Consider the following 18680-nt stretch of genomic DNA (forward strand, 5'->3'; position numbering starts at 1 on the left):
TTTATGCTTTCCTTAAGGTTTGAAGATGCTTATTGAAATTCCTCATGTTTTTTCAAAACAAGAAGTCAATCAGTTACGTGAACAACTTGATGCTCGCACTTGGATTGATGGCAATCAAACATCAGGCGTGATGGCGAGTACCCGTAAGCGCAATCAGCAGTTGGATAAAGACGATCCTGTTGCGATTGGCATCGGTGAATTGATTATGGAGCGCTTGTTAGCTCATCCTTTATTTATCTCGGCAGCACTTCCATTACAGTTTTATCCGCCCTTGTTTAATCGTTATCAAGGTGGAGAAACCTTTGGCTATCATATCGACAATGCAATTCGCTCGACGAGTGACGGTATGGTGCGTACCGATCTGTCTGCCACCTTATTTTTAAGCGAACCAGACACTTATCAAGGTGGTGAGCTGGTCATCCAAGATACCTATGGCCAGCAAAGCATTAAGCTGGCGGCGGGATCTTTGGTGTTATACCCGTCAACGAGTTTACATCAGGTTACGCCTGTCACATCAGGTGAGCGAACCGCCGCTTTTATGTGGCTACAGAGCATGGTGCGCGATGAAGGGCAGCGTCGCTTGTTATTTCAACTCGATCAATCGATTCAATCTTTGACGTCGCAGACCGCGCCTGAACAAGAGCTGTTTAATCTAACGGGTGTTTATCATAACTTGCTCAGGCGTTGGAGTGAGTTGTAGTGATATAGAGCTAGGCTTCTCTCCCTGCTTAATCTCCACAAAGCAGGCGGTTTAGGGTATAATCCCGCTTGCTCTGAGGGGCAATAAAACAGTAAACGTTAACTCGTTTACTGTTTTTGTATTTTTACGCTGGCGCTGCGTTGCTCATCTGCGGCTTAAGTTAAGGCGCTTTATCCCTCAAAGCTTGAACTTACTGGCAAATTTTAATTACTTGAGTCGATAGTCACGTGTTGAAAAATAATCTTAATGATGGTCTACAGCTCGACCGCACCTTTTCCATTGCACCGATGCTCGATTGGTTTGATTTTAAATTAAGCTATTGATTTTTATAATGCTGTAAATTTTGTGGATACCTATAGGATACCCCGCGTTTTTTGAATAGTTTTTGGATACCCGAACGGTTAATATTTAGTAAACGTAAACGAGGTGATCTATGGATAGAAAATCTTTAATAATGCTCGCGCTAGTGTTGACGAGCGGCCCTTCTTTTTCGGCTATGGCCGAAGTCTATAAATGCGCTGATGGTAAATACCAGGCGGATCCCTGTAATGAATCAAGCAAACCCGTTGATCTAAGCAATGTTGGTAGCGTTGTTGCCAGCGGTTCGGCGGCGGGCGTGGATTATGGTAAGAAGCAGGAGATTAGCGCTTACATTGATAATCAGCGGATCAGCCGTGAGATAACTAAGTTAGAGAACGACCGTAAGCGGGTGATTGAGCGCCGTGATCAGCGAATGCGCGATCTGCAAAATGGCAGGCGCTATGCCAATAACAACTTAGCCGGTGCGACTTGGCAACAAAGCTTGGCGCAGGAAATGGCAGCAGTTGCGCAACAGGCCGACACTCAAGTGGCATCTATCGATCGGCAGATTGAACAGTTGAAAAGCGAGAAAAACTAAAGGGCCGTTTGGCCCTTTAGTTAGTTTGTCGCTATCGGTTTAAATAGCTGATTGGCTTTGATGTAGAGCGCTGCTTCTTTCTTTTCTAGCTTATCGAGATAGCCATCGTTGCGGGTTTCTCTGTTCGGCTTGCGCTTTGATAGCTTGATCGCCACCTTTCGCGGTCGGCTAATCCCGAGTTTGCGAATGGTGCTTCTCACTGTCCACATCGATATTCCCGTTTCGGCCGCGACTTCTTCAATCGTTAAACCGGATAGATAAAGCTCCTCGATGGTATCCATCACTTACCCGCCTTACTTACTTTTACGGCAAAATCATCGATTGCTTGTCTAACTGACTTCTTCATGGGGTCGCTATCATGCAGAGAAATTCTGTTATGGTTCCAATGAACAACCCAACCGTATAAAGTGCCGTTTTCTTTATTGAAACCAGCGTTAACCTCATCAAGTAGATCGAGCCTTAACTTGTCACGATTTAACTCACCAAATTTAGTAAGAATTTCAAGCCGCTCGGCTTTTAACCGCTCATTCTCAGCGATAAGTTCATTCATGCGTTCATTTAGAGTCATCACTTACCTTCCTTTGCCAATTCCTCGGCGAGTTTTTTCATAAACTGTTGGCAGCTGCATGCTTGTTTTCGTGGCAGGGCGTACCACTTGTTAAGCGCTTCTCTGATTGCGGTTGATTGCTTCATGCTGCCTCCTGATTCATTTTCTTGCTAAGAAACTGTTCAGCTAATGCCTGAATACGGCTCTTATCACTGAACTTAGCATCTAGCTGTTTGCCCGGGTCGATGATTCCTGTGGATTGGAACTGCTTCACCCCAAGCACCTCAACCATTGGCGGGTCAGAACCTTCATTGGTGTTCAGATAAATGGCAGTTATCTGTTCTTGCTGCCCTTCTCGGTTAAGTCGGCCAATGATTTGCTCATGCACCTTTGGCGACCAATCAAGCTCACCAAATACGACGGTAGAGCAACGGAATTGCAAGCCGTCTAGCCCTGCTCCACTTCGTAGCGACATGATGAATAGATTGGTTTCACCAGATACAAAGCGCTGCACTGAGTCATTTTTTTGCTTCTCGCTTTCAGAGCCGGTATACATTGCGGGTTTTAAATCGGCGAGTTCGTCTAACCAAATCTCATACACGTCACGATGCCAGCCCATTAGCAGCACTGGAATATCATTTTCGAGTAGGATGCGAATATAACGAGCCACGCCGAGCGCCTTGGAGACTCCTGTTGTATGGCGCATCATTAAGTCGAGCTCTCGTCCTGCTTGACCGCGGCTAAAGTAGTCGCCTGTAGTCGCTTTAATTGCCAACTGTTTAGCGAGTTCTTCAACTGACTTAAGGGCTTTTTGGTCTGCTTCGATATGTTCAACGATGGTATTAATCGGCGGCATTTGCTGACCAACATCGCGCTTAGTTCGTCGCAGCATTAGGTTTTGCTCTCGCAAATATGATCCCAAAGCATCAGGGTCTTTTACTCTGCGATCATCGACACACCATTCGCGCAGAAAGTCGTAATAACTACCAAGTGCCAGATCGTCTAGATACTGCATGATGTTCCAAATCTCTGAGCCATAGTTATAAATTGGCGTAGCAGATAGCCCTAGCTTATAAACAGCTTGGTCAGCTAACACTTTGGCTGCTTGACCTTTACCGCTGTCAGTGCCACGGCGTAACTCTTGGATTTCATCAAAAGCAACAGCTTTAAAAAATCCATCGTGGAAGGTGTCTATCCAGCCAAGTAACTGACTGTACTTAAATAAATACACATCTGCGGCCGGAAGGTTATAAGGCTTAGTGCCTTTTATTTTGTGGACTGTTAAGTGAGTAAAGCTTTCAATCTTTTCTTGCCATTGAGCCTGCAAGTGAGTTTGCATGACGACAGCAGCAGGTAAGGCTTGCTGATTGAGGAATAGACCAGCAGCGGTATAGGTTTTACCTAAACCAACATCATCACCGAGCAATAAGGCACGGCGAGCTAGCACCAAGTCGATTGCCTGACCTTGATATTGGCGTACCTTCTGGCCCTTTTTCAATCCATTCAATACTGATGGAATGTATTCAGGCCGCAAGATATCTTCCATGCGTGATTGTTCTGCTTCATAACTTTTTCGCCCAGCCTCAAGCGTGATGACTTGCTTCTGAATCATATCCATTGGGTAACGCTGTAAGAACCAAGATAGATCAGCGCAATGCTGTTTATCATTTGGAAATTCGAACGTGCCAATTTGGTGTTTTGGCACCCTTGGGAATAGCTGCTTTAACCTGATGGCAACATGAGGCGGTATATTCTGTAACTGCCACTTGTTATCGATAAGCGTAAGTTGGCCGTAAGTGCGGATCATAACCATGCTTCTCCAAGTGAAATGACTGCTGCGGGTTTATTTTCGATCAATGCGGGTAGGTTCATTGCCGTGCCAGTCAATAGCACTACAGCGGCGACTTCATCATGTTTTGCATAGCGGCATAGCTGACGATAGATAGACATGCGTTGAGCTTTAATTTTTAGCTCAATGGCAACTAAACCATTTTCGGTATGCACAACAAAATCAACAATATCCCGTGCAGATAATCGATACTCGCGTTCAAACTTAAAGTTGCTGTTGGTTAGCCCACGCTCAAGATCAGACTGGGCTTCTTTCTCAACAACAGCATTAAGTCGGCATCGAGAAATCAATAGAAGTATTTGATTTATCATGCTGCATTCTCCCGCGCGATTTGATCTTCGATATCGAGCTGTTGCGATGGCGCTAACTCAACGGTTACTTGCTCCTGTTTCAGTGGAGTGTCGATTTGGCTTTTAATCTCATAACCAAATTCAACTTTGATGGTGCCATGCGCGCCAAACAGTCTTGAAAATTCAGCGACATTCTTACCTAAGTAAGTGATCACACTTCCTTTGGTACAACTATCGGCTTTGCTACCATCTGCCTTCTTGTAATGCACTCGGCCATGAGGGAAACATTGCGGAAATTTAAGTAATGGTAAAAACCAAGTTTCAGACGAATTGCAAAATGTGATGATCACAGCCTCTTTTATGTGGCCGCTTTCATATTCTTTGATAATTTTATTTATCCAATCGCCATTACCCGGTATCGGTTTATCAATGTGATGACCACGCTTGATACAAGCCTTTTTATTGCATTTAGCCTTACATGGCTTTTCACCACGATGAAATGGATGGTTCATCCAAACTGTGCCGTACCAGCGTTGCGAAAGCCCATCAATTTCTTTTGTGAAAATGGTTTTGGCATTAATACTGGCGTTGGCTATGTCGTTGCTCGCTGGATCTAAATCTATCCCACCCATCAACTGACTTGCTAATTGAGGCCATGGTTCTGGCGTATAGTATTCAAAACCTTGCTCAGCATTAGATTGGTTGATTAGATTGGCGTTATTTACTTTGTTCATTGTTAGCCCGCCTTGCTCAATTGAGGTGTTGAATCAGTTAACTGATAACTGGCTAATTGTTTTTCGAACTGTGTGATCTGTGCATTGGCTGCGGCTAACTTGGCAAGATGCTTTTCCCAGTCGAGTTCTTTGATTGCCTCAATCACGCCCATGATGCTGTTGAGCGTGGTTTGGGCGCGCATCAGGTTTGATAGCTCGATACGGTGGCGAGCGGCGCAGCGTTCTTCAGCCAGACCAGTGGTGTAGTGCAGCTTTAAGGCGGCAATGGTTGGCTCGGAGGTGATGCGCGTTAGCGATAGCAGCAAGTCGAGCTTTGGCTCTGGTTCGCAGCCTGCCAGCAGATAAAGCATTTCGCGGGATGATTTAGGGGCGGTCATGCTTTCACCTCGTCATATGGAAACTGTTCTCTTACCGTGGCAATTGCTTCTTCCATCGTTGGATGACGTTCACAGTAATCACCTTCGCGGGTATGGCGCTTGTGAGCGATAAACTTCAACATACGCGGTCCTGAAGGTTCGATTTGAAAGCGGATCATGCGGTCATGGGCAAGTACTACGGCTTTTGTCAGGTTGCTATAGTCGAACGTTGACATGTAGTGAGAGGCTTTGCTGTTGATCACTAAGCCATGCTCGCCACAGGCTTGGATTTTGCCAAACATGTGATTACCGCCATTGTGAATATCACAAAGAAAATCAAAGCACTCACGTTGATCTGCATTTAGCCAAGGGTATTGCTTGGCGTAGAAGTCGTGTTGGTTGCTCATATGACGTCCTTATCTTTTAACCAAGAAACGGTGCAGGCCTTTGGCGGCACGAATGGCAACGGCGCGGTTGGTGGTGAACTTGCCACCTGGTAACATCCAACCGTTTTTGTCTGCGACGATATGGCCGAGGCCGATTTTGATATCGCGGTGTTGGGGTTTGTCGTGGGTTAGCATGCTGCGTCCTCCTGCTTGATGATGGGCAGTTGTGCAGCTGCTGCGCGGACGGCTGCTGCGGCTTCTTTGCCATAGCCCCAAATGTCTTCACCATCACAAAATTTAGGAGCAGGTGCTAACCAATAAATTGAAATTTGAGTGCCTTTAGTGATGTATTCGCGCATCAAACAAATAAGATTTTTAAGCGTCCCTCCGTGATTGAAACCGCGCCAATCACCTTTGTAATGGGTGTAAATTCGCGCTTTGGTATATTCATCAATCACCCAAACCTTGCCGTTTTTATCGAGTTCAAGTGTTGCTATGGTGCCTTTGTAGTCGAAGAACTTGCGGCCATGTTCTGATATCACTTTGATGAGTGCGTTTGCGTGTTCTACGCGCTCGGTGATGATTGGCTCAGGCAATTCGTAATAAGATTCGCAGCCGCATTTAGGGCAGGCGCAGTTATAAACAGCAAAGGATCTTGATGCGTGTTTAGGGTCTGCGATCTTGCTTAACTCTGAATGTCTGCCTGTCCAGCGACAGGTACGGCGACTGCATTCGATACGTTGTGTCATGCTCTATTCCTTGTTTCGTGATGGCGGCAACTATCAAGCGGCGCTTGACTGTTCAGGCTCGGGTGAGGTGGTTTGAGTGGCGGATTCGGGTGCTGGCTCGACTGGCTGATGGCCTGCAAAGTTAACAAAATCGGCGGGATGAGCTCGCTCTGATTCGTCCAATGTCATCGGCATGATCATTGCGACGTATTTCTTTTTTTAAGCCCATGACTGCAATCAGCGAATTCTTGTCTGCTAGGTGCAAAACAGCACCGTTAATCTTGCAGTAATTCAATTTTGATAGGCGGCTGAGCAGGTTTACATTCATGCCAATCGTTGATGCTGGCTTTAAGTTTTCATCACTTAGCCGTGATTTAAAGAGTTTGCCTACATTTGGGTAACGTGCATCGATGGGGTTAATAAACTCAATGTGAGTAATAAACTTACGTTCCTGAGTGTCCAACGCTTCAAAGGTGGTGAAGGTATCGATGATGTCGTAAATCGATGTGAGCATGGCCACGCCATCGTTGATAAAGATGTTTTGAATAGACGGTAATGCTTTTTTGTTGGCGGCTTTTAGCAACTCTTTGCTGATTGGGTAAATGTACTCGCCATCGCTAAAGCCGTCCTCATCGTGGATGGTGACGAGGCAATGGCCGTCAGTGGCGGTTAGGATCACGCCTTTTTCTGGGTGCGGCTTTACGTGAAAGCCGTTTAGACAGTAACGAACATCCTGTTTTGCGGCGAACGCTGCCAGCATTGGCAGGTATTCAATGTTGAATTTGGTTTTCATTTTCTCTCTCGCTTTTTGCTGCTTGCTAAGCTGGCTAATGTTTAACTGCTACGCTGCGCGGCTTTGGTTGCTAATCTGGTCTTTTGCGGCTGCGTCGCGCTGTTTGTCGAGGTAGGCGGCTAGGTCGTTGACGTTGACTAACCACGGGGCTTTATTGCCTTCGCCGCCGCGAAAGGCGGGGACGGGCAAGCGGCCTGCTTTGGCGTAGTTCTGCGCCGTTCGCGGGGCGAGGGCGAAGTATTCCTCGCTGATTTCGTCCAGCGGTACGATGGCTTTGTTGAACTGGGCCATGAGTAAAAAGGCGGTGTTCATGCAGGCTCCTTGGGTTGAATGTTATTTATCAGGGCTAGGTGGTGGCGTTTGGTGGCGCGCCAGCCTTTAATTACCCTTTCAAGCGCTGCCCGTTCGTGCGGGTAATCGGCTATCAGCTTTTGGGTTTCGGCGATTTGTTTATCGCAGTGATCGCTTAAGGCACTCACCTTGGTTGCGCTCATGGCTGTGCCTTATGCAAGTTGATGCACGTTGGTTGGCGCTTGGTCGTTGCGCCATACGGTGACGGTGCCAAACAAGCCTTGCTTGGGTTCGTTAAAGCGCAGGCCAAAGCTGTTGCCGAGCTCGCCAATACGGCCAATGTATTGGCTGTGAAAGGCGGGGCTTGGGTGGTTGTAGGCAAAGTGCTTGGCGAGATCGCTACAACGCTCTTGTACCCGTGGGCAGTCCATTGGGTTTTGGTGGCCTTTGGCGATAGCCATTAGGCATGCAAAGCGGATGGCAACCAGTAGACGAAACTCGGTGCGCTGTTTTGCTGATGTTTGAACTCTGGTTAAGATCATTTCCCTGTCCTCGGTAGTGGGTACAGGTATAAAGTTAAGATAACTTGACCTAGCGGTCAAGTGGTAAAGTTTAAAAAACTTGACTTATTTTTGATTATTTTTGATTTGATGATTTTTATAGCAGGGAGTGTTATAAGTTAAGGGATTGAACTGATGAGTGTTAATTGCGAATGGAGTGACAATAAATGCATATGGATCATTTGCCTTACTACATGAAAACCACCCGTTCAAGGATGGATAAGTCGATTAATTCTTTACTCGGGCTTTTTGAAGGTGTTGCCATTGATGGAAAGGTTAATCAATCAGAAATTGAGTTTCTTAACCTGTGGCTTGCTGAATATAAAGATGTGCAAGCCAAGCATCCATTTAATGAGTTGGTTCCCATCATAGAGGCTGTGCTAGGGAGCGGTTGGTTATCGGAAGATGAAAGGCAAGATGTAAAGTGGGTTTGTGAGAATCTCACCTCAGTAAAATATTTTAATATTGTTACTGCTGACTTACAGCGATTGCATGCCATTCTTGGTGGGATTATTGCTGATGGGGTAATCAACGAAGATGAACTAAATGGTTTGGCTGAATGGATTGCTGAACATGATCATCTTCGGGCATGTTGGCCGTATGATGAGGTTGATAGTTTGATCACATCGGTAATGGCTGATCAGAGAATTGATGCACAAGAGCATAAAATGTTATTAAATTTTTTCTCTGAATTTATTCTTACTTTAGATGACAACACTATCACCAACCCATTAAGTGAAGAACAGCGTACTTTAGTCGGTATTTGCGCCGCTTGCCCGGATATCGCTTTTGAAGGTTCAACTTTTTGTTTTACTGGCGCGTCAAGTAAATACACCAGATCAGGCTTCAACTCCATAGTTGAACAACTGGGTGGCATGTCAGCAAAGCATGTATCAAAGAAGGTTAATTATCTTGTTATTGGGGCAGAAGGTAACCCATGCTGGGCTTATGCTTGTTATGGCCGCAAGGTTGAGGAGGCCGTTAAACTACGAAAAGAAGGTGTCACTCTGCTAATAGTGCATGAACATGACTTTCATGATGCGGTGGCTGATTTGTAATCGTAAATGAATTATATAGGGAAAATAACCCATAAAACCCGCAAATGCGGGTTTTAATTTCGATCTCTAAAATCTTTGGCCTTTTGTTTATAGCCTCGCATTAGAGAATGACTTTTACAAATGTTATGGGCATCATCTTGAATGACGTCCATCACTAGATATTGGTCAGGGTCTAAATCACCAGAAGTATAAACAAGGTATGAATTACTCGTTTTGCCTGCTAACCATGTTTTATGGCAAGAAACCCCATTCACGTATACGTGAAGGTGGTGAACTTCTGCATCAAACATCGATTCTGGTCTTAAAAATGGGGCATCTTTACCGAGATAGGCTGGTTTTTTTCGCTTATTAGAATCAAAGTAGGCTTCTAAGTCTTTTTTTAATTGAGTGAGCTCAAAACCCATGCGCTTGAGCTCAGCCTCTAGACCTTCCATGAAAGTTACTGTGCTAACCACTCGTAACTACTCCTTAAAAAATTAGTGCCTGCCGTACACTTTGTTGCTAGCGTCAACTGCTGCAAGCCAAAACTCTTTAGATGGAGTGAAGTGTGTATCAGTAATAATTTCAACATCACCAAGTTGCTCGGCATAAAAAGCCGCAACATTACTAATCACTTTATAAAGTTGGCCATATGTAGCCACCACTTTACGCAGTAATAAATAACCTTCTTCACCATGTTCTGTACGTACTTTTTCGCCAGTTTTAGCAAAAAAGCTTTTCATTAAGCCACTATAACCTTTAAGTGTAGACTCTAGGTTTAACAGGTTTTGATATTCTTCTGCTTCAATAGCTTGATCACCATTACATATATCATAATGGTATTGTTTAAAATCTAGCAGTATCTTACTTAGCTCGTGAATACGACATTCTAATATTTTATATGGCGAATTTTTGTGGCAATTTTCAGCTGCAACGCTGGTATTTGATAGCATACTGGCCTCTACATTAGCTGTAGTTGCACCAAATGCACTTGCAATGATGGTGGCGATTAGCATAGCAGATCCCCCCTTCATAATGACTACTCCGTATTTATTATAGCAGCTTAGACACAAAAGGTCTGTTACGTAGTGTAACAGACCAACTTCTAAGGCCGCGACATTATCCATTTCCCTGACTAAAATACAAGCGATTTAGACAATTTCTATCAAAACACCTGTATCGTATAATTCACTCTACACGAGAAATCACAAATTACAAATAGATAACAAAGGATATTTTGATATGGATAGCAGATTGTAAATGTTTGAAATACTGTGTTTATATACAGATTAAATCAATACTGAGTACCAAAACACTTTGCCGATGATCTTGATGTGTTTTTGTTTTTCAGTGTCCAGATGTTCGTCTGGCCATTCGTCCATATTGTAACTGCGTAGGCGAATGCCGCCACCTGGGAGTTTGTAGAGCATTTTTACGCGCAACATGCCATCGTGATTAATAGCATACATTTTACCATCCACAATATCGGTGTGTGAGGTGTCCACGCCGACGGTTGATCCGTGGGGTAATACGGGTTCCATGCTGTTGCCGTTGACTTTAACGCATACGGCATCGGCAGCGCTTACACCTTGGCGCCTGAGGGTGGATTTAGCAAAGCGGAGTTTTGGGCCATAGTATTCACGAATATCCGTTACACCTGCCCCCGCCGCGAGTTCTACTTCCATGTAAAACGGTATCTCCACTTCGTCATCACCGAGTGGGCTATTTCTATCCCACGTTTCGAAACCGCCTACCCATTCAGCGTTTGATTCTGGTTTGGTTTGTTTTTCTTCACCATACAAAAGCCATTCAGAAGAACAGTTTAAAGATTTTGCCAGTGCGTAAAGGTTTTCGCCCTTGGGTGAGGTTGCGCCTGCTTCCCAAAGCGAAATAGTGGCTTTTGTTACGCCAATCATTTTACCAAGCTCTGGCTGAGTAAGCCTGTTCGCTTTGCGTCTTTCTTTGATTCGTTCATTCATCATAGTAAAGCTATCTTAACTTGATTAAGGTCAAGTTACCTTTTCTTTTGTTGACAAAATAGTATAGTTTTCTTAACCTCTTGTAAGGTCACTTTTCGGAGTTAGTTGATGAAGACAAAAGATGCAATTACGCACTTTGGTAACAAAGCAAAACTCGCAAAAGCACTGAACATTTCAAAGTCGGCAATTACGCAATGGCCTGATGACGTTCCAGCGCTGCGCGCTTTTCAAATTGAGCGGTTAACCAATGGAAAGCTAAAGGCGGGGGCGTTGCAGCTGCCAAATGCTCACCAAGCGGCCTAACCCTTGTTATTTACATTAGCAGAGAGAGGATTTTTAGCATGAAAACCAATTCACATAATGGACTTAGCCGTTTAAGCCTGCTGATGAAGACTATTCATCGGGCGCTTGAGTTGCCGAAGATGAATCGTTTGGCGTTGGCGATGGATGTGGTTGCGGCGGTTGATCGCCTGGGGTTGGCTGAGGTGTTGGCCGCTGAGGGGATTACCTTTGCGCGCACCGATGATGTGCATAACAACGCCCGGGTTAATGCGCAAAAGCTGTTCCGCTGGTTGGGGCATTATGAGGCGCATCATCCAATGGCAGATCAGTTGTTTTATATCGAGCAAGCGCTTGTTGCGGCTTTACCTGAGCATTTGCGAGTGCAGTACCTCAATGATGTGTTTGGCTGCGCTGGGGTGACGGTGATTGCTGATCGTATGAGTGATGGCCATGTGTTGCATGTGGCTAATATGGCTGCGCAACTGACTAAAGAGAACGCCGAGGCGCAAATTGCAGTGATCCATTTAGTCGCTAACCCTAGCAAAGACGAAGTGCTGCGAGCTTATAAAGAACTTAAAGAGTCGGCTGCGACTACGCAGGGCAGTATGGCTGCGCTTGAACTGGCTTATCCGTTTTTGGCGAATAAGACCGAACTACGTAAGTGCGAGAGAGTGGCTGATGTCGGATAACGTTGATGATGCTAACGCATTAGCTGATTTGCAGCTGCAAGTGGCAATGGCAGGCAGAAAACGCCCAGTGATGAGGCCATTTACTGGCTGTTGTTATTGGTGCTGTGAGCCTGTTGAGTCGCCACGGATTTTTTGTGATGCCGATTGCCGTGATGATTTTGAACGCGATGCGGCGTTAAAAGGGAGAGTGAAACGATGAGTTATGCAGATGAGGTTGCGGTGAAAGCACCGTTTGATTATGCCGATGAGGTTTTGGTGGAAACACCCGAAGAACGTGAAGCATTTGAGCAGTTGGAACTTGCTCAAACGGTTAAATCTGAAAAATGGATTATTGAACACAAGGGTGAACGTTTTGTGTTCAAACGAATGGTTAACGACACAGTGATTGAGATTTATACGCCTGTTTCACAGGCGGTAGCGGGTATTTATGCCGCAGCTATTGTGCAAGGTTTTCAACCACCACGTTGTTTGACTTATCTCGATAAACCTGCTGGTTAAATTCGACTTGCACAAGGGTTGGTGAGCGCTGTTTTAGTCGATAGAAATCGAGCGTTGAGAAGTCAAGCAGCATGTTGTCTGGGTAGTTGCTGAGCATTTCTTTAAATTCACCAACGGTTATTGATGGTTTGTATCGTTCCATGATTCGTCCTATCTGGTTGATGTTAAAAAACTTAGGCGAGTAAGGTTATTTTTATGGCTAATTTTTGGATATTAAAACGCCCACTTGTACTTGGCGGTGCAGTGGGCGAGTGCAACAAAACTACGTGGATAGAGAGCTGCCACGTGATATTAGCGCGTTTTGCGTGTTTTAAGCAACGAGTGGTATCGCTATGAGCATGGAATTGATGGTTAAGGCGATGAAGGCCAAGGTGGGTAATCCACTGCGTAAGCTGGTGCTGATTAAACTCGCTGATAATGCGAATGATCAGGGCGAGTGTTGGCCGAGTCATCAGTATATTGCTGAGCAGTGTGAAATCGGCAAAAGCACGGTAAGAAAGCACATTGCTGAACTTGCCGAAGCAGGGCTGCTTAAGATTGAGTCGCGCAAGGGCCCGAAGGGTAATTTATCGAATGTTTATACCCTCACCCTATGCCAGCAGGTAGCACAGCCTATGCCACCAGATAGCATAGGTATGCCACCAGATAGCACACCCCCTATGCCACCAGATAGCACCGGAATCAGTCACTCTTTAGAACCAGTCAATGAATCTTTAAAAGATTCTTGTCCTGCAAGTTGTTCTAAGTCGGTTTTCAATGCGTTTTTTAAAGCGTATCCAGCCCATCGAAAGGGCGGGACGGATGCGGCTGCGTGGAAGGCGTGGAAGTCTGAAAAACTGACTGACCAAGATTGCGTGTTGGCGGTTGAGTGGCTGAATAACGCTGTGAAGGTTGACCCGAGTTGGGGATTTGCGGCTGATGGCAAGTTTGTGTTGGGTATTACCAAGTTTATCCGCGAACGCCACTGGCTAACGCCGTTGCCTAAGCCTGCTGTGCAAAACGCGCATTTGGATATTGCGGTTTATCAAGAGTCTGCAGCGCGGTTTGATGCGGTGAGCAGCCAGTTTAATACGGAGCTATGACGATGATGGATATGAGCCAAGAGGTGAGTAAGTTATTAAAAAGATTGGGCGCACCTGAGCATATTCAGCCTGATCCGCCTGAGGTCCATCGTCAAAAAATCCGCGAGTTGCAACGCCGTGATGAGGTGAGCAAGTCGAATGAGCATCGTAGCCGGTTGAATAACGCTTTGTTTGGTAAGAGTGGCTTAAATGCGCATTTTTTGAGTTGTTCGTTTGAAAATTATCAGGTTGAACGGGCAGATCAGCGCAAGGCGTTGGAGGTTGCTAAGCGATTTGTGGAGAAGTTTGTTGAGTTGTCGGCGGTGGGTAAGGGGTTTTTGTTTATCGGTACGCCTGGCACTGGCAAAAACCATTTGGCTGCGGCGATCGCCAATGCGTTGATGGCAAGGCATCACTCGGTGGTGTTGCTCAGTGTGATGGACCTGTTTGCGCGGGTGCGTGAGAGCTATAACGACCGTTCGCTGACTGAGGAGCGTTTGATCGCCGAGTTTATGCGCCCTGAGTTGTTAATTATCGATGAAATTGGCCTGCAGCGCGGCAGTGTTGACGAAATGCTGTGGTTAACGCGGATTATTGATAAGCGTTTGTACGGGCTTAAATCGACTGGGTTTATCACCAATTTGGATACTGATTCGCTGCAAAAGATGTTGGGTGAACGCGCTTATGAGCGGTTGCGCGATGCGGCTACGGTGGCGGTGACGTTTAATTGGCCGAGTTATCGCGGTAAGCGGGGGTGAGCATGGCAGCACTTAAGCATTTACCCGATGATGCGCCCGATTTTTATTCGGATTTGGTGAGTGATGCTGCGGCGCGGCCTGTTGTGCAAGAGGCGGTTAATGATCCGCAGTTGTTTGTAGCAAAAGCGGTGACTGCAGCTGAGTTACGGGCCCAAGGCTTTATGCGTGAGCGCGAACTACCACAAATGTGGCATTGCCGTGGTGGTGAGTCGGACATGGAGAAGATTGTAAAGCATATGTCGGTTATCCCTGCTGAGTTTAAGCATTCCGTTTGTATCGAGTACGAAAGAATATTTGCTCAGGGTGGGCCAGCTGCGCGTAAACAGGCAAATCAGTTTTTGGTAAGGCAGTCAAAGCGATTTAGAGGAGTTTCCCATGGGCAGTAATTCAACTCAACCGGCTAAGCCGTTAACTCAGCGTGAGCGCCTGGCAAAGATAATTACCGGATCACGTTATTGGACGCTGTTTGAGATCCAACAGGAGTGTTTAACCCGCTTTGGCTCATTCGATAGCGAAACGGCGTTAAGTGCGCGGTTTAGGGATATGCCGCTGGATAAGCGCTGTAAGCGTATTCGTTATGGCACTAAAAACACGTTTGAGTATCGGTTGGAGGCTTAGGCGATGGCTAACGCGAGTGGTGTTGAAGTTGGCAAGCTGAATGATGCGGCGCTACGCCGTTGGCTGCGTGGCGGGGTGACGCGGGATTATCGTGATCCGCAATATCCAGAATTGCGTTTGCGGGCGACGGCTGATCGTAAAAAGGCCTCGTTATTTTTGGTGGTTAATGAAGGCGGTAAGACGGTTTGGCAAAAGCAAGGTGTGTGGCCAAGCATGTGTATTAAGACGTTTTTAGAGCAGTTGCCTGTGGTGATGGCTAAGCGTAGTGCTGGGGCGGAGGTGTTACGTGGTGAGTTTGTGACTGTGGTTGATCTGCTTAGGTGGTTTTTGGCGCATATCGAGGGCAATCGTTCGTTTAGCCCAAGTTGGCGGGCTAATTGTAAATCGGTGGTGAGTAAGCATTTGGTGGGGATGTTTGCTGATTTTCCGCTGGCTGATCTTTCGTTTGTGGCAGTCGATACCCGTTTGGTTAAGCCGATGTTGGCTGATGGCTATTCAACTAACTATATCAAATGCGCGGTGAAGATTTTTAAGCGGGCGATAAGTGCGGCGGCTGATTTGCGTTTGGTGGAGGTTAATGCGTTGGCTGGGTATCGAGTGGAAATGAGTTTGAAGATGGCGCCGAGTGTAGGAACGCAGTTGATGGAGTCGGACTTAGGGCCGCTGTTTACTGCGCTGCGTGATGCGATTTGGCCTGTGGCGATGTTGTTTATGTTGATGCTGATGTTTGGTACCCGCATTAACGAGACTCGTTTGGCACGGTGGGAACATTTTGCGGGGGATTGGTGGTTAATTCCTGCATCGAATGCGAAGAACCGCCAAGAGCATAGGTTGCCTTTAACGCCAACGGCTAAGGCGTTGTTGACGCATTACTTGCAGTGGCAGGTTAAGCATGTGGGTAAGCGGGCGTTTTTGTTCCCGGGTGATGTTGGGGCGATTAGCATTCGCACTGCGCAGTATTGGAGTGAATCTATTAGGTTTAAATCGTTTACTTCTCATGCGCTTAGAAAGCTTTGCCGCACCATTATTGCCGACATGGGTGTCGATACTATGGTTGGTGAGCGGCTGCTTAATCATGCCTTGCCTGTGCTTTTGCGTACCTATGTTCACTCGACTTTAGATAAGGGCATGTTGAGTGCACTTGATGCTTATCATGCTCATTTAATTTTGCGCGGTTTTAACGAGGTTGCGCCCGAGATAATCCCTAGATCAAACGTAGATCATCAGCATGACAAAACCAAGATGGCTAGCGGGTGGCTGTGATGATCGTTGCATCAACCCCTATGGAGTATGCAATGGCACAAATTGAGGTGATTTTATGAGCAATCGGTCAGCAATAATTCTAAAAACTGGACGCTCGATCCGTGGGTTTAGTCAGCATGAAGTGGCTGAGATTTACGGGGTTGACCGCCGAACCTATCAGCGTTGGGAAAGTGGTGAGTGCAATGTGCCATCAAATCATTTTTTGGCGATTTTGAATGACGTATTTCAGTTATCTATCGAGCAAATCACGGGGGTAGCGAATGAGGCCATCTAATCAACAGTTACAGGAATGGGCTAAGCGCAGGGATTTGCGCGAGGAGTTAATTAACTTGAAAGCGTTACGTGTTGGACTGAGCACCTGGGGCCGTTACTGGGCTTACCAAGAGCTTGGTCGCAATTACGGTAACCGCAGCGCCTGCGATAAGTTAGGGGATCCATTAACCCGTGGTGGTGCAGTGGTGCATGAGCTGGAAGTGCCTAAGCATGTGGTGCAGTTCGACCGGATGATTGAACTGCTATCCCCAAACTGTAAGCGCGCTATCCGTGCCCATTATGTATGTAAAGGACAATGGGCCTTGATGGGCTTTGATAGTAAAAAGTCTTATATCTACTGGCTCAGACGAGCCGAAATGCAATTAGTAAAGTGAGGTGAGTGATGGATATATTTGGTATTGGTAGTGCGGTTAAATCTGCTGTTGAAATCTATTTTAACTGCGCTAGGCGATCAGGAAGAACAACGGCTTTGATTAAAGCATTAAAGCCAGGCGATAGGGTTTATTTTGGTAGTTACGAGAGAACCCAATCGTTTAATAGAAGGCTTAAAGAAGTTGGAGTTGAAGGTGTTGAGTGTAAAGTCTGGGGTGCTAACTCTATCAATCATAAACGTGCTAAAGGAAGGGTTATATTCGACCACGAACTAATTGAAGATTTATATATAAAAGCTATTAAAGAACAAGAGAATTTTATAAAGCAGAGCGAAGATCATTTTAGTGGAGTTGACCGTGTTGTTGGTGTTGGACATCAACCAGAAAGATTTAGTTATGCGTGGCGTGCATTCAATTTAAGGGATTGAATATGTGGCTGATTAACTGGTTATGTTCACTCAAGCACGTATTGATTTGTAAACGCCGAGGCGGCTGCCATCGTCGTGTTCTGCACCTTCCATACAGCTACTGTCCTGATTGTGGGAATGTGTATGTGAATGGTGAACTCATTGGTAATGATGGTTTAACTGATAGTCAAAGAAGCAAGAGAGGCAAGTGATGAAACAATTCTTTTTGTTTGGTGATTTAGAAACGGGTGGGCTTAACGGCCGCTTAGATAATGGTCAGTTGGGTATGGAGTATTACCCTATCTTTGAGCTGGCATTTATCGTGACTGACAGTGAGTTAAACGAAGTTGGTGAAGCGCTGCATATTGTTGTGCATCAAGACGAAGATGTGATTGCAAGATCACATGAGTGGGCGCTAGATGTGCATACCAAGAGCGGGTTGTTAGATGCTGTTCGTGCCTCATCAGTATCGTTAGTGCAGGCTGAGCAGATGGTTATTGAACACCTGAAAGCACTTGGAATACCTAAGTATGACCGTAAAACTAAGACTGGTGTAGTGTTTGCTGGTAACTCAATCATGTTCGATCGGTCATATATCATGTGCCAAATGCCTGAACTGCATGAGTACATGCATTACAGACAGTTAGATATATCGGCGATAGCCATGGCAGCAAGAGCATGGGCGCCTGATGTTGAACGTAATGCAGTTGAGGCTAAGCAGTATCAGCATGAAGCCCTTGCAGACATTCGGGAATCGATAGCGGAACTAAATAGCTATCGTGCTCAGTTGTTTTGGTTTGAAACATCTGGATTGTAAATCGGTTAGATGTGATCAGGTATAAGTGAGAACGATTATCATCTATCGTTGATGCGACCTGTTATCATCACGGGTCCTTCCGGCCGCCTTCACTGCGGGGGCGGTGACGCGCAGTGGTTCACTACATATGAAAATTTTCTGGGGTTGAGTTGTTGTTTTATGGAGCAGCGGCTTTAACCTCTGAAAGCTAAAACTACAATATCTAAATAATAAATTGATTTTAAAGTAAGTTTTTAACTTTCCGCTTTGTGTGGTTTTTTAGGTTTTCGCTGGTAGGTTAAATAGCAACTTTGTCAGATCTTTTTTGATCGTTCGATCATCTAATCAAAACCCATCGCGTTTTGTCCTGTGACCATTTTGCCGACGCTGGCTAAATGGTTCTGTCTGTACCTGTAAAATCAGTTAAGTGATAAGTAATTTAAAAAGTTTGGGTTTGAATGGTCGAAATCAGTTAAGTGATAAGTAAAACGAAAAAAGTGATGTGATTAAATTTTC

General features: G+C 45.7%; 33 protein-coding genes. 16 read left to right on the top strand and 17 right to left on the bottom strand.

The window, feature by feature from the left end:
* Window positions 1-25: 25 nt before the first annotated feature.
* Window positions 26-700: a Fe2+-dependent dioxygenase gene (locus tag SHEWPOL2_RS06505; protein WP_037427174.1), complete on the top strand. Its 675-nt coding sequence runs from the start codon at window positions 26-28 to the stop codon at window positions 698-700.
* 433 nt (window positions 701-1133) lie between these two features.
* Entirely contained in the window at window positions 1134-1598 is a 465-nt protein-coding gene (locus SHEWPOL2_RS06510) for a hypothetical protein (RefSeq protein ID WP_037427176.1), read from the top strand.
* A gap of 20 nt (window positions 1599-1618) precedes the next feature.
* Here SHEWPOL2_RS06510 and SHEWPOL2_RS06515 read toward each other — a convergent pair whose 3' ends face one another.
* The 14 genes from SHEWPOL2_RS06515 to SHEWPOL2_RS06580 form a co-directional block, all read right to left on the bottom strand.
* A complete protein-coding gene (locus SHEWPOL2_RS06515; protein WP_037427178.1) occupies window positions 1619-1879 on the bottom strand; it encodes a hypothetical protein in 261 nt (86 codons plus the stop codon).
* Window positions 1879-2166 (bottom strand): hypothetical protein, encoded by a 288-nt coding sequence (locus SHEWPOL2_RS06520; RefSeq protein ID WP_037427179.1) that lies wholly within the window; start codon window positions 2164-2166, stop codon window positions 1879-1881. The genes SHEWPOL2_RS06515 and SHEWPOL2_RS06520 overlap by 1 nt, the downstream gene beginning before the upstream one ends.
* The gene (locus tag SHEWPOL2_RS23330; protein ID WP_037427180.1) at window positions 2166-2291 is read right to left on the bottom strand and encodes a hypothetical protein; all 126 of its coding nucleotides are present in this window, start codon (window positions 2289-2291) and stop codon (window positions 2166-2168) included. Before SHEWPOL2_RS23330 ends, SHEWPOL2_RS06520 begins: the two co-directional genes overlap by 1 nt.
* The gene (locus SHEWPOL2_RS06530; RefSeq protein ID WP_037427223.1) at window positions 2288-3952 is read right to left on the bottom strand and encodes a DEAD/DEAH box helicase; all 1665 of its coding nucleotides are present in this window, start codon (window positions 3950-3952) and stop codon (window positions 2288-2290) included. Before SHEWPOL2_RS06530 ends, SHEWPOL2_RS23330 begins: the two co-directional genes overlap by 4 nt.
* Window positions 3949-4305, bottom strand: coding sequence for a hypothetical protein (locus SHEWPOL2_RS06535; protein WP_037427182.1), 357 nt, complete (start codon window positions 4303-4305; stop codon window positions 3949-3951). The genes SHEWPOL2_RS06530 and SHEWPOL2_RS06535 overlap by 4 nt, the downstream gene beginning before the upstream one ends.
* Window positions 4302-5018 carry a hypothetical protein gene (locus SHEWPOL2_RS06540; protein ID WP_204366678.1) on the bottom strand — a complete coding sequence of 239 codons (717 nt, stop codon included), beginning with the start codon at window positions 5016-5018 and terminating at the stop codon, window positions 4302-4304. The genes SHEWPOL2_RS06535 and SHEWPOL2_RS06540 overlap by 4 nt, the downstream gene beginning before the upstream one ends.
* Before the next feature lie 2 nt (window positions 5019-5020).
* The gene (locus SHEWPOL2_RS06545; protein WP_239642743.1) at window positions 5021-5395 is read right to left on the bottom strand and encodes a hypothetical protein; all 375 of its coding nucleotides are present in this window, start codon (window positions 5393-5395) and stop codon (window positions 5021-5023) included.
* Window positions 5392-5781: a hypothetical protein gene (locus SHEWPOL2_RS06550; protein ID WP_037427183.1), complete on the bottom strand. Its 390-nt coding sequence runs from the start codon at window positions 5779-5781 to the stop codon at window positions 5392-5394. Before SHEWPOL2_RS06550 ends, SHEWPOL2_RS06545 begins: the two co-directional genes overlap by 4 nt.
* 9 nt (window positions 5782-5790) lie before the next feature.
* Window positions 5791-5955 carry a DUF1317 family protein gene (locus SHEWPOL2_RS22670; protein WP_037427185.1) on the bottom strand — a complete coding sequence of 55 codons (165 nt, stop codon included), beginning with the start codon at window positions 5953-5955 and terminating at the stop codon, window positions 5791-5793.
* Entirely contained in the window at window positions 5949-6509 is a 561-nt protein-coding gene (locus SHEWPOL2_RS06560) for a hypothetical protein (protein ID WP_204366679.1), read from the bottom strand. Before SHEWPOL2_RS06560 ends, SHEWPOL2_RS22670 begins: the two co-directional genes overlap by 7 nt.
* 121 nt (window positions 6510-6630) lie before the next feature.
* The gene (locus SHEWPOL2_RS06565; RefSeq protein WP_037427186.1) at window positions 6631-7281 is read right to left on the bottom strand and encodes a hypothetical protein; all 651 of its coding nucleotides are present in this window, start codon (window positions 7279-7281) and stop codon (window positions 6631-6633) included.
* A gap of 48 nt (window positions 7282-7329) precedes the next feature.
* Window positions 7330-7593, bottom strand: a complete 264-nt coding sequence (locus SHEWPOL2_RS06570; protein ID WP_037427188.1) for a pyocin activator PrtN family protein — start codon at window positions 7591-7593, stop codon at window positions 7330-7332.
* Complete coding sequence (locus tag SHEWPOL2_RS06575; protein WP_037427191.1) at window positions 7590-7775, bottom strand: hypothetical protein; 186 nt, start codon at window positions 7773-7775, stop codon at window positions 7590-7592. Before SHEWPOL2_RS06575 ends, SHEWPOL2_RS06570 begins: the two co-directional genes overlap by 4 nt.
* A gap of 9 nt (window positions 7776-7784) precedes the next feature.
* Entirely contained in the window at window positions 7785-8114 is a 330-nt protein-coding gene (locus SHEWPOL2_RS06580; RefSeq protein WP_037427192.1) for a hypothetical protein, read from the bottom strand.
* A 185-nt stretch (window positions 8115-8299) separates the two neighbouring features.
* On the opposite strand from SHEWPOL2_RS06580, the gene SHEWPOL2_RS06585 reads away from it, so the two are divergent.
* On the top strand, window positions 8300-9190 hold the full coding sequence (locus SHEWPOL2_RS06585) for a BRCT domain-containing protein (protein ID WP_037427194.1): 891 nt from the start codon (window positions 8300-8302) through the stop codon (window positions 9188-9190).
* Between the two features lie 53 nt (window positions 9191-9243).
* Here the strand turns inward: SHEWPOL2_RS06585 and SHEWPOL2_RS06590 are convergent, their stop codons facing one another.
* The 3 genes from SHEWPOL2_RS06590 to SHEWPOL2_RS06600 form a co-directional block, all read right to left on the bottom strand.
* On the bottom strand, window positions 9244-9645 hold the full coding sequence (locus SHEWPOL2_RS06590) for a type II toxin-antitoxin system YafO family toxin (protein WP_086023996.1): 402 nt from the start codon (window positions 9643-9645) through the stop codon (window positions 9244-9246).
* Between the two features lie 21 nt (window positions 9646-9666).
* Window positions 9667-10185 (bottom strand): hypothetical protein, encoded by a 519-nt coding sequence (locus SHEWPOL2_RS06595; protein ID WP_204366680.1) that lies wholly within the window; start codon window positions 10183-10185, stop codon window positions 9667-9669.
* A gap of 273 nt (window positions 10186-10458) precedes the next feature.
* Window positions 10459-11151: a helix-turn-helix transcriptional regulator gene (locus tag SHEWPOL2_RS06600; RefSeq protein ID WP_037427199.1), complete on the bottom strand. Its 693-nt coding sequence runs from the start codon at window positions 11149-11151 to the stop codon at window positions 10459-10461.
* Between the two features lie 105 nt (window positions 11152-11256).
* Here SHEWPOL2_RS06600 and SHEWPOL2_RS06605 point away from each other — a divergent pair, with 105 nt between their 5' ends.
* From SHEWPOL2_RS06605 to orn, 13 genes are all read left to right on the top strand, one after another.
* Window positions 11257-11451, top strand: coding sequence for a Cro/CI family transcriptional regulator (locus SHEWPOL2_RS06605; protein WP_037427201.1), 195 nt, complete (start codon window positions 11257-11259; stop codon window positions 11449-11451).
* 38 nt (window positions 11452-11489) lie between these two features.
* Window positions 11490-12119 carry a hypothetical protein gene (locus tag SHEWPOL2_RS06610; RefSeq protein WP_037427202.1) on the top strand — a complete coding sequence of 210 codons (630 nt, stop codon included), beginning with the start codon at window positions 11490-11492 and terminating at the stop codon, window positions 12117-12119.
* The gene (locus tag SHEWPOL2_RS06615) at window positions 12109-12318 is read left to right on the top strand and encodes a hypothetical protein (RefSeq protein WP_037427203.1); all 210 of its coding nucleotides are present in this window, start codon (window positions 12109-12111) and stop codon (window positions 12316-12318) included. The genes SHEWPOL2_RS06610 and SHEWPOL2_RS06615 overlap by 11 nt, the downstream gene beginning before the upstream one ends.
* Window positions 12315-12617: a hypothetical protein gene (locus tag SHEWPOL2_RS06620; RefSeq protein ID WP_239642744.1), complete on the top strand. Its 303-nt coding sequence runs from the start codon at window positions 12315-12317 to the stop codon at window positions 12615-12617. The genes SHEWPOL2_RS06615 and SHEWPOL2_RS06620 overlap by 4 nt, the downstream gene beginning before the upstream one ends.
* Window positions 12618-12949: 332 nt before the next feature.
* Window positions 12950-13699 (top strand): helix-turn-helix domain-containing protein, encoded by a 750-nt coding sequence (locus SHEWPOL2_RS06625; protein WP_083848312.1) that lies wholly within the window; start codon window positions 12950-12952, stop codon window positions 13697-13699.
* A 2-nt stretch (window positions 13700-13701) separates the two neighbouring features.
* On the top strand, window positions 13702-14436 hold the full coding sequence (locus SHEWPOL2_RS06630; protein ID WP_050991318.1) for an ATP-binding protein: 735 nt from the start codon (window positions 13702-13704) through the stop codon (window positions 14434-14436).
* Between the two features lie 2 nt (window positions 14437-14438).
* Window positions 14439-14822 (top strand): hypothetical protein, encoded by a 384-nt coding sequence (locus SHEWPOL2_RS06635; RefSeq protein ID WP_037427205.1) that lies wholly within the window; start codon window positions 14439-14441, stop codon window positions 14820-14822.
* The gene (locus SHEWPOL2_RS06640) at window positions 14812-15054 is read left to right on the top strand and encodes a hypothetical protein (protein ID WP_037427207.1); all 243 of its coding nucleotides are present in this window, start codon (window positions 14812-14814) and stop codon (window positions 15052-15054) included. Before SHEWPOL2_RS06635 ends, SHEWPOL2_RS06640 begins: the two co-directional genes overlap by 11 nt.
* Before the next feature lie 3 nt (window positions 15055-15057).
* Window positions 15058-16317 (top strand): tyrosine-type recombinase/integrase, encoded by a 1260-nt coding sequence (locus tag SHEWPOL2_RS06645; RefSeq protein WP_037427209.1) that lies wholly within the window; start codon window positions 15058-15060, stop codon window positions 16315-16317.
* A gap of 55 nt (window positions 16318-16372) precedes the next feature.
* Entirely contained in the window at window positions 16373-16591 is a 219-nt protein-coding gene (locus tag SHEWPOL2_RS06650; protein WP_037427211.1) for a helix-turn-helix transcriptional regulator, read from the top strand.
* On the top strand, window positions 16578-16964 hold the full coding sequence (locus SHEWPOL2_RS06655) for a hypothetical protein (protein WP_050991319.1): 387 nt from the start codon (window positions 16578-16580) through the stop codon (window positions 16962-16964). Before SHEWPOL2_RS06650 ends, SHEWPOL2_RS06655 begins: the two co-directional genes overlap by 14 nt.
* Before the next feature lie 8 nt (window positions 16965-16972).
* On the top strand, window positions 16973-17389 hold the full coding sequence (locus tag SHEWPOL2_RS06660; RefSeq protein WP_037427213.1) for a hypothetical protein: 417 nt from the start codon (window positions 16973-16975) through the stop codon (window positions 17387-17389).
* Window positions 17390-17579: 190 nt separating this feature from the next.
* Entirely contained in the window at window positions 17580-18185 is a 606-nt protein-coding gene (orn, locus tag SHEWPOL2_RS06670; protein ID WP_037427217.1) for an oligoribonuclease, read from the top strand.
* Window positions 18186-18680: the final 495 nt, after the last annotated feature.

The sequence above is a fragment of the Shewanella sp. POL2 genome (assembly GCF_000282755.1).
Lineage (GTDB): Bacteria > Pseudomonadota > Gammaproteobacteria > Enterobacterales > Shewanellaceae > Shewanella > Shewanella xiamenensis.

Bases quoted from the DNA above. Each gene is read 5' to 3' on its own strand.
- SHEWPOL2_RS06565 (WP_037427186.1), bottom strand. From the start codon at position 7,281: ATGAAAACCAAATTCAACATTGAATACCTGCCAATGCTGGCAGCGTTC.
- SHEWPOL2_RS06645 (WP_037427209.1), top strand. From the start codon at position 15,058: ATGGCTAACGCGAGTGGTGTTGAAGTTGGCAAGCTGAATGATGCGGCG.
- SHEWPOL2_RS06545 (WP_239642743.1), bottom strand. From the start codon at position 5,395: ATGACCGCCCCTAAATCATCCCGCGAAATGCTTTATCTGCTGGCAGGC.
- SHEWPOL2_RS06620 (WP_239642744.1), top strand. From the start codon at position 12,315: ATGAGTTATGCAGATGAGGTTGCGGTGAAAGCACCGTTTGATTATGCC.
- SHEWPOL2_RS06650 (WP_037427211.1), top strand. From the start codon at position 16,373: ATGAGCAATCGGTCAGCAATAATTCTAAAAACTGGACGCTCGATCCGT.
- SHEWPOL2_RS06660 (WP_037427213.1), top strand. From the start codon at position 16,973: ATGGATATATTTGGTATTGGTAGTGCGGTTAAATCTGCTGTTGAAATC.
- SHEWPOL2_RS06655 (WP_050991319.1), top strand. From the start codon at position 16,578: ATGAGGCCATCTAATCAACAGTTACAGGAATGGGCTAAGCGCAGGGAT.
- SHEWPOL2_RS06625 (WP_083848312.1), top strand. From the start codon at position 12,950: ATGAGCATGGAATTGATGGTTAAGGCGATGAAGGCCAAGGTGGGTAAT.
- SHEWPOL2_RS06635 (WP_037427205.1), top strand. From the start codon at position 14,439: ATGGCAGCACTTAAGCATTTACCCGATGATGCGCCCGATTTTTATTCG.
- orn (WP_037427217.1), top strand. From the start codon at position 17,580: ATGAAACAATTCTTTTTGTTTGGTGATTTAGAAACGGGTGGGCTTAAC.
- SHEWPOL2_RS06575 (WP_037427191.1), bottom strand. From the start codon at position 7,775: ATGAGCGCAACCAAGGTGAGTGCCTTAAGCGATCACTGCGATAAACAA.
- SHEWPOL2_RS06530 (WP_037427223.1), bottom strand. From the start codon at position 3,952: ATGATCCGCACTTACGGCCAACTTACGCTTATCGATAACAAGTGGCAG.
- SHEWPOL2_RS06515 (WP_037427178.1), bottom strand. From the start codon at position 1,879: ATGGATACCATCGAGGAGCTTTATCTATCCGGTTTAACGATTGAAGAA.
- SHEWPOL2_RS06585 (WP_037427194.1), top strand. From the start codon at position 8,300: ATGCATATGGATCATTTGCCTTACTACATGAAAACCACCCGTTCAAGG.
- SHEWPOL2_RS06605 (WP_037427201.1), top strand. From the start codon at position 11,257: ATGAAGACAAAAGATGCAATTACGCACTTTGGTAACAAAGCAAAACTC.
- SHEWPOL2_RS06580 (WP_037427192.1), bottom strand. From the start codon at position 8,114: ATGATCTTAACCAGAGTTCAAACATCAGCAAAACAGCGCACCGAGTTT.
- SHEWPOL2_RS06550 (WP_037427183.1), bottom strand. From the start codon at position 5,781: ATGAGCAACCAACACGACTTCTACGCCAAGCAATACCCTTGGCTAAAT.
- SHEWPOL2_RS06510 (WP_037427176.1), top strand. From the start codon at position 1,134: ATGGATAGAAAATCTTTAATAATGCTCGCGCTAGTGTTGACGAGCGGC.
- SHEWPOL2_RS06610 (WP_037427202.1), top strand. From the start codon at position 11,490: ATGAAAACCAATTCACATAATGGACTTAGCCGTTTAAGCCTGCTGATG.
- SHEWPOL2_RS22670 (WP_037427185.1), bottom strand. From the start codon at position 5,955: ATGCTAACCCACGACAAACCCCAACACCGCGATATCAAAATCGGCCTC.
- SHEWPOL2_RS06630 (WP_050991318.1), top strand. From the start codon at position 13,702: ATGATGGATATGAGCCAAGAGGTGAGTAAGTTATTAAAAAGATTGGGC.
- SHEWPOL2_RS06595 (WP_204366680.1), bottom strand. From the start codon at position 10,185: ATGCTAATCGCCACCATCATTGCAAGTGCATTTGGTGCAACTACAGCT.
- SHEWPOL2_RS06520 (WP_037427179.1), bottom strand. From the start codon at position 2,166: ATGACTCTAAATGAACGCATGAATGAACTTATCGCTGAGAATGAGCGG.
- SHEWPOL2_RS06560 (WP_204366679.1), bottom strand. From the start codon at position 6,509: ATGACACAACGTATCGAATGCAGTCGCCGTACCTGTCGCTGGACAGGC.
- SHEWPOL2_RS06640 (WP_037427207.1), top strand. From the start codon at position 14,812: ATGGGCAGTAATTCAACTCAACCGGCTAAGCCGTTAACTCAGCGTGAG.
- SHEWPOL2_RS06535 (WP_037427182.1), bottom strand. From the start codon at position 4,305: ATGATAAATCAAATACTTCTATTGATTTCTCGATGCCGACTTAATGCT.
- SHEWPOL2_RS06540 (WP_204366678.1), bottom strand. From the start codon at position 5,018: ATGAACAAAGTAAATAACGCCAATCTAATCAACCAATCTAATGCTGAG.
- SHEWPOL2_RS06505 (WP_037427174.1), top strand. From the start codon at position 26: ATGCTTATTGAAATTCCTCATGTTTTTTCAAAACAAGAAGTCAATCAG.
- SHEWPOL2_RS06615 (WP_037427203.1), top strand. From the start codon at position 12,109: ATGTCGGATAACGTTGATGATGCTAACGCATTAGCTGATTTGCAGCTG.
- SHEWPOL2_RS06600 (WP_037427199.1), bottom strand. From the start codon at position 11,151: ATGATGAATGAACGAATCAAAGAAAGACGCAAAGCGAACAGGCTTACT.
- SHEWPOL2_RS06570 (WP_037427188.1), bottom strand. From the start codon at position 7,593: ATGAACACCGCCTTTTTACTCATGGCCCAGTTCAACAAAGCCATCGTA.
- SHEWPOL2_RS23330 (WP_037427180.1), bottom strand. From the start codon at position 2,291: ATGAAGCAATCAACCGCAATCAGAGAAGCGCTTAACAAGTGGTACGCC.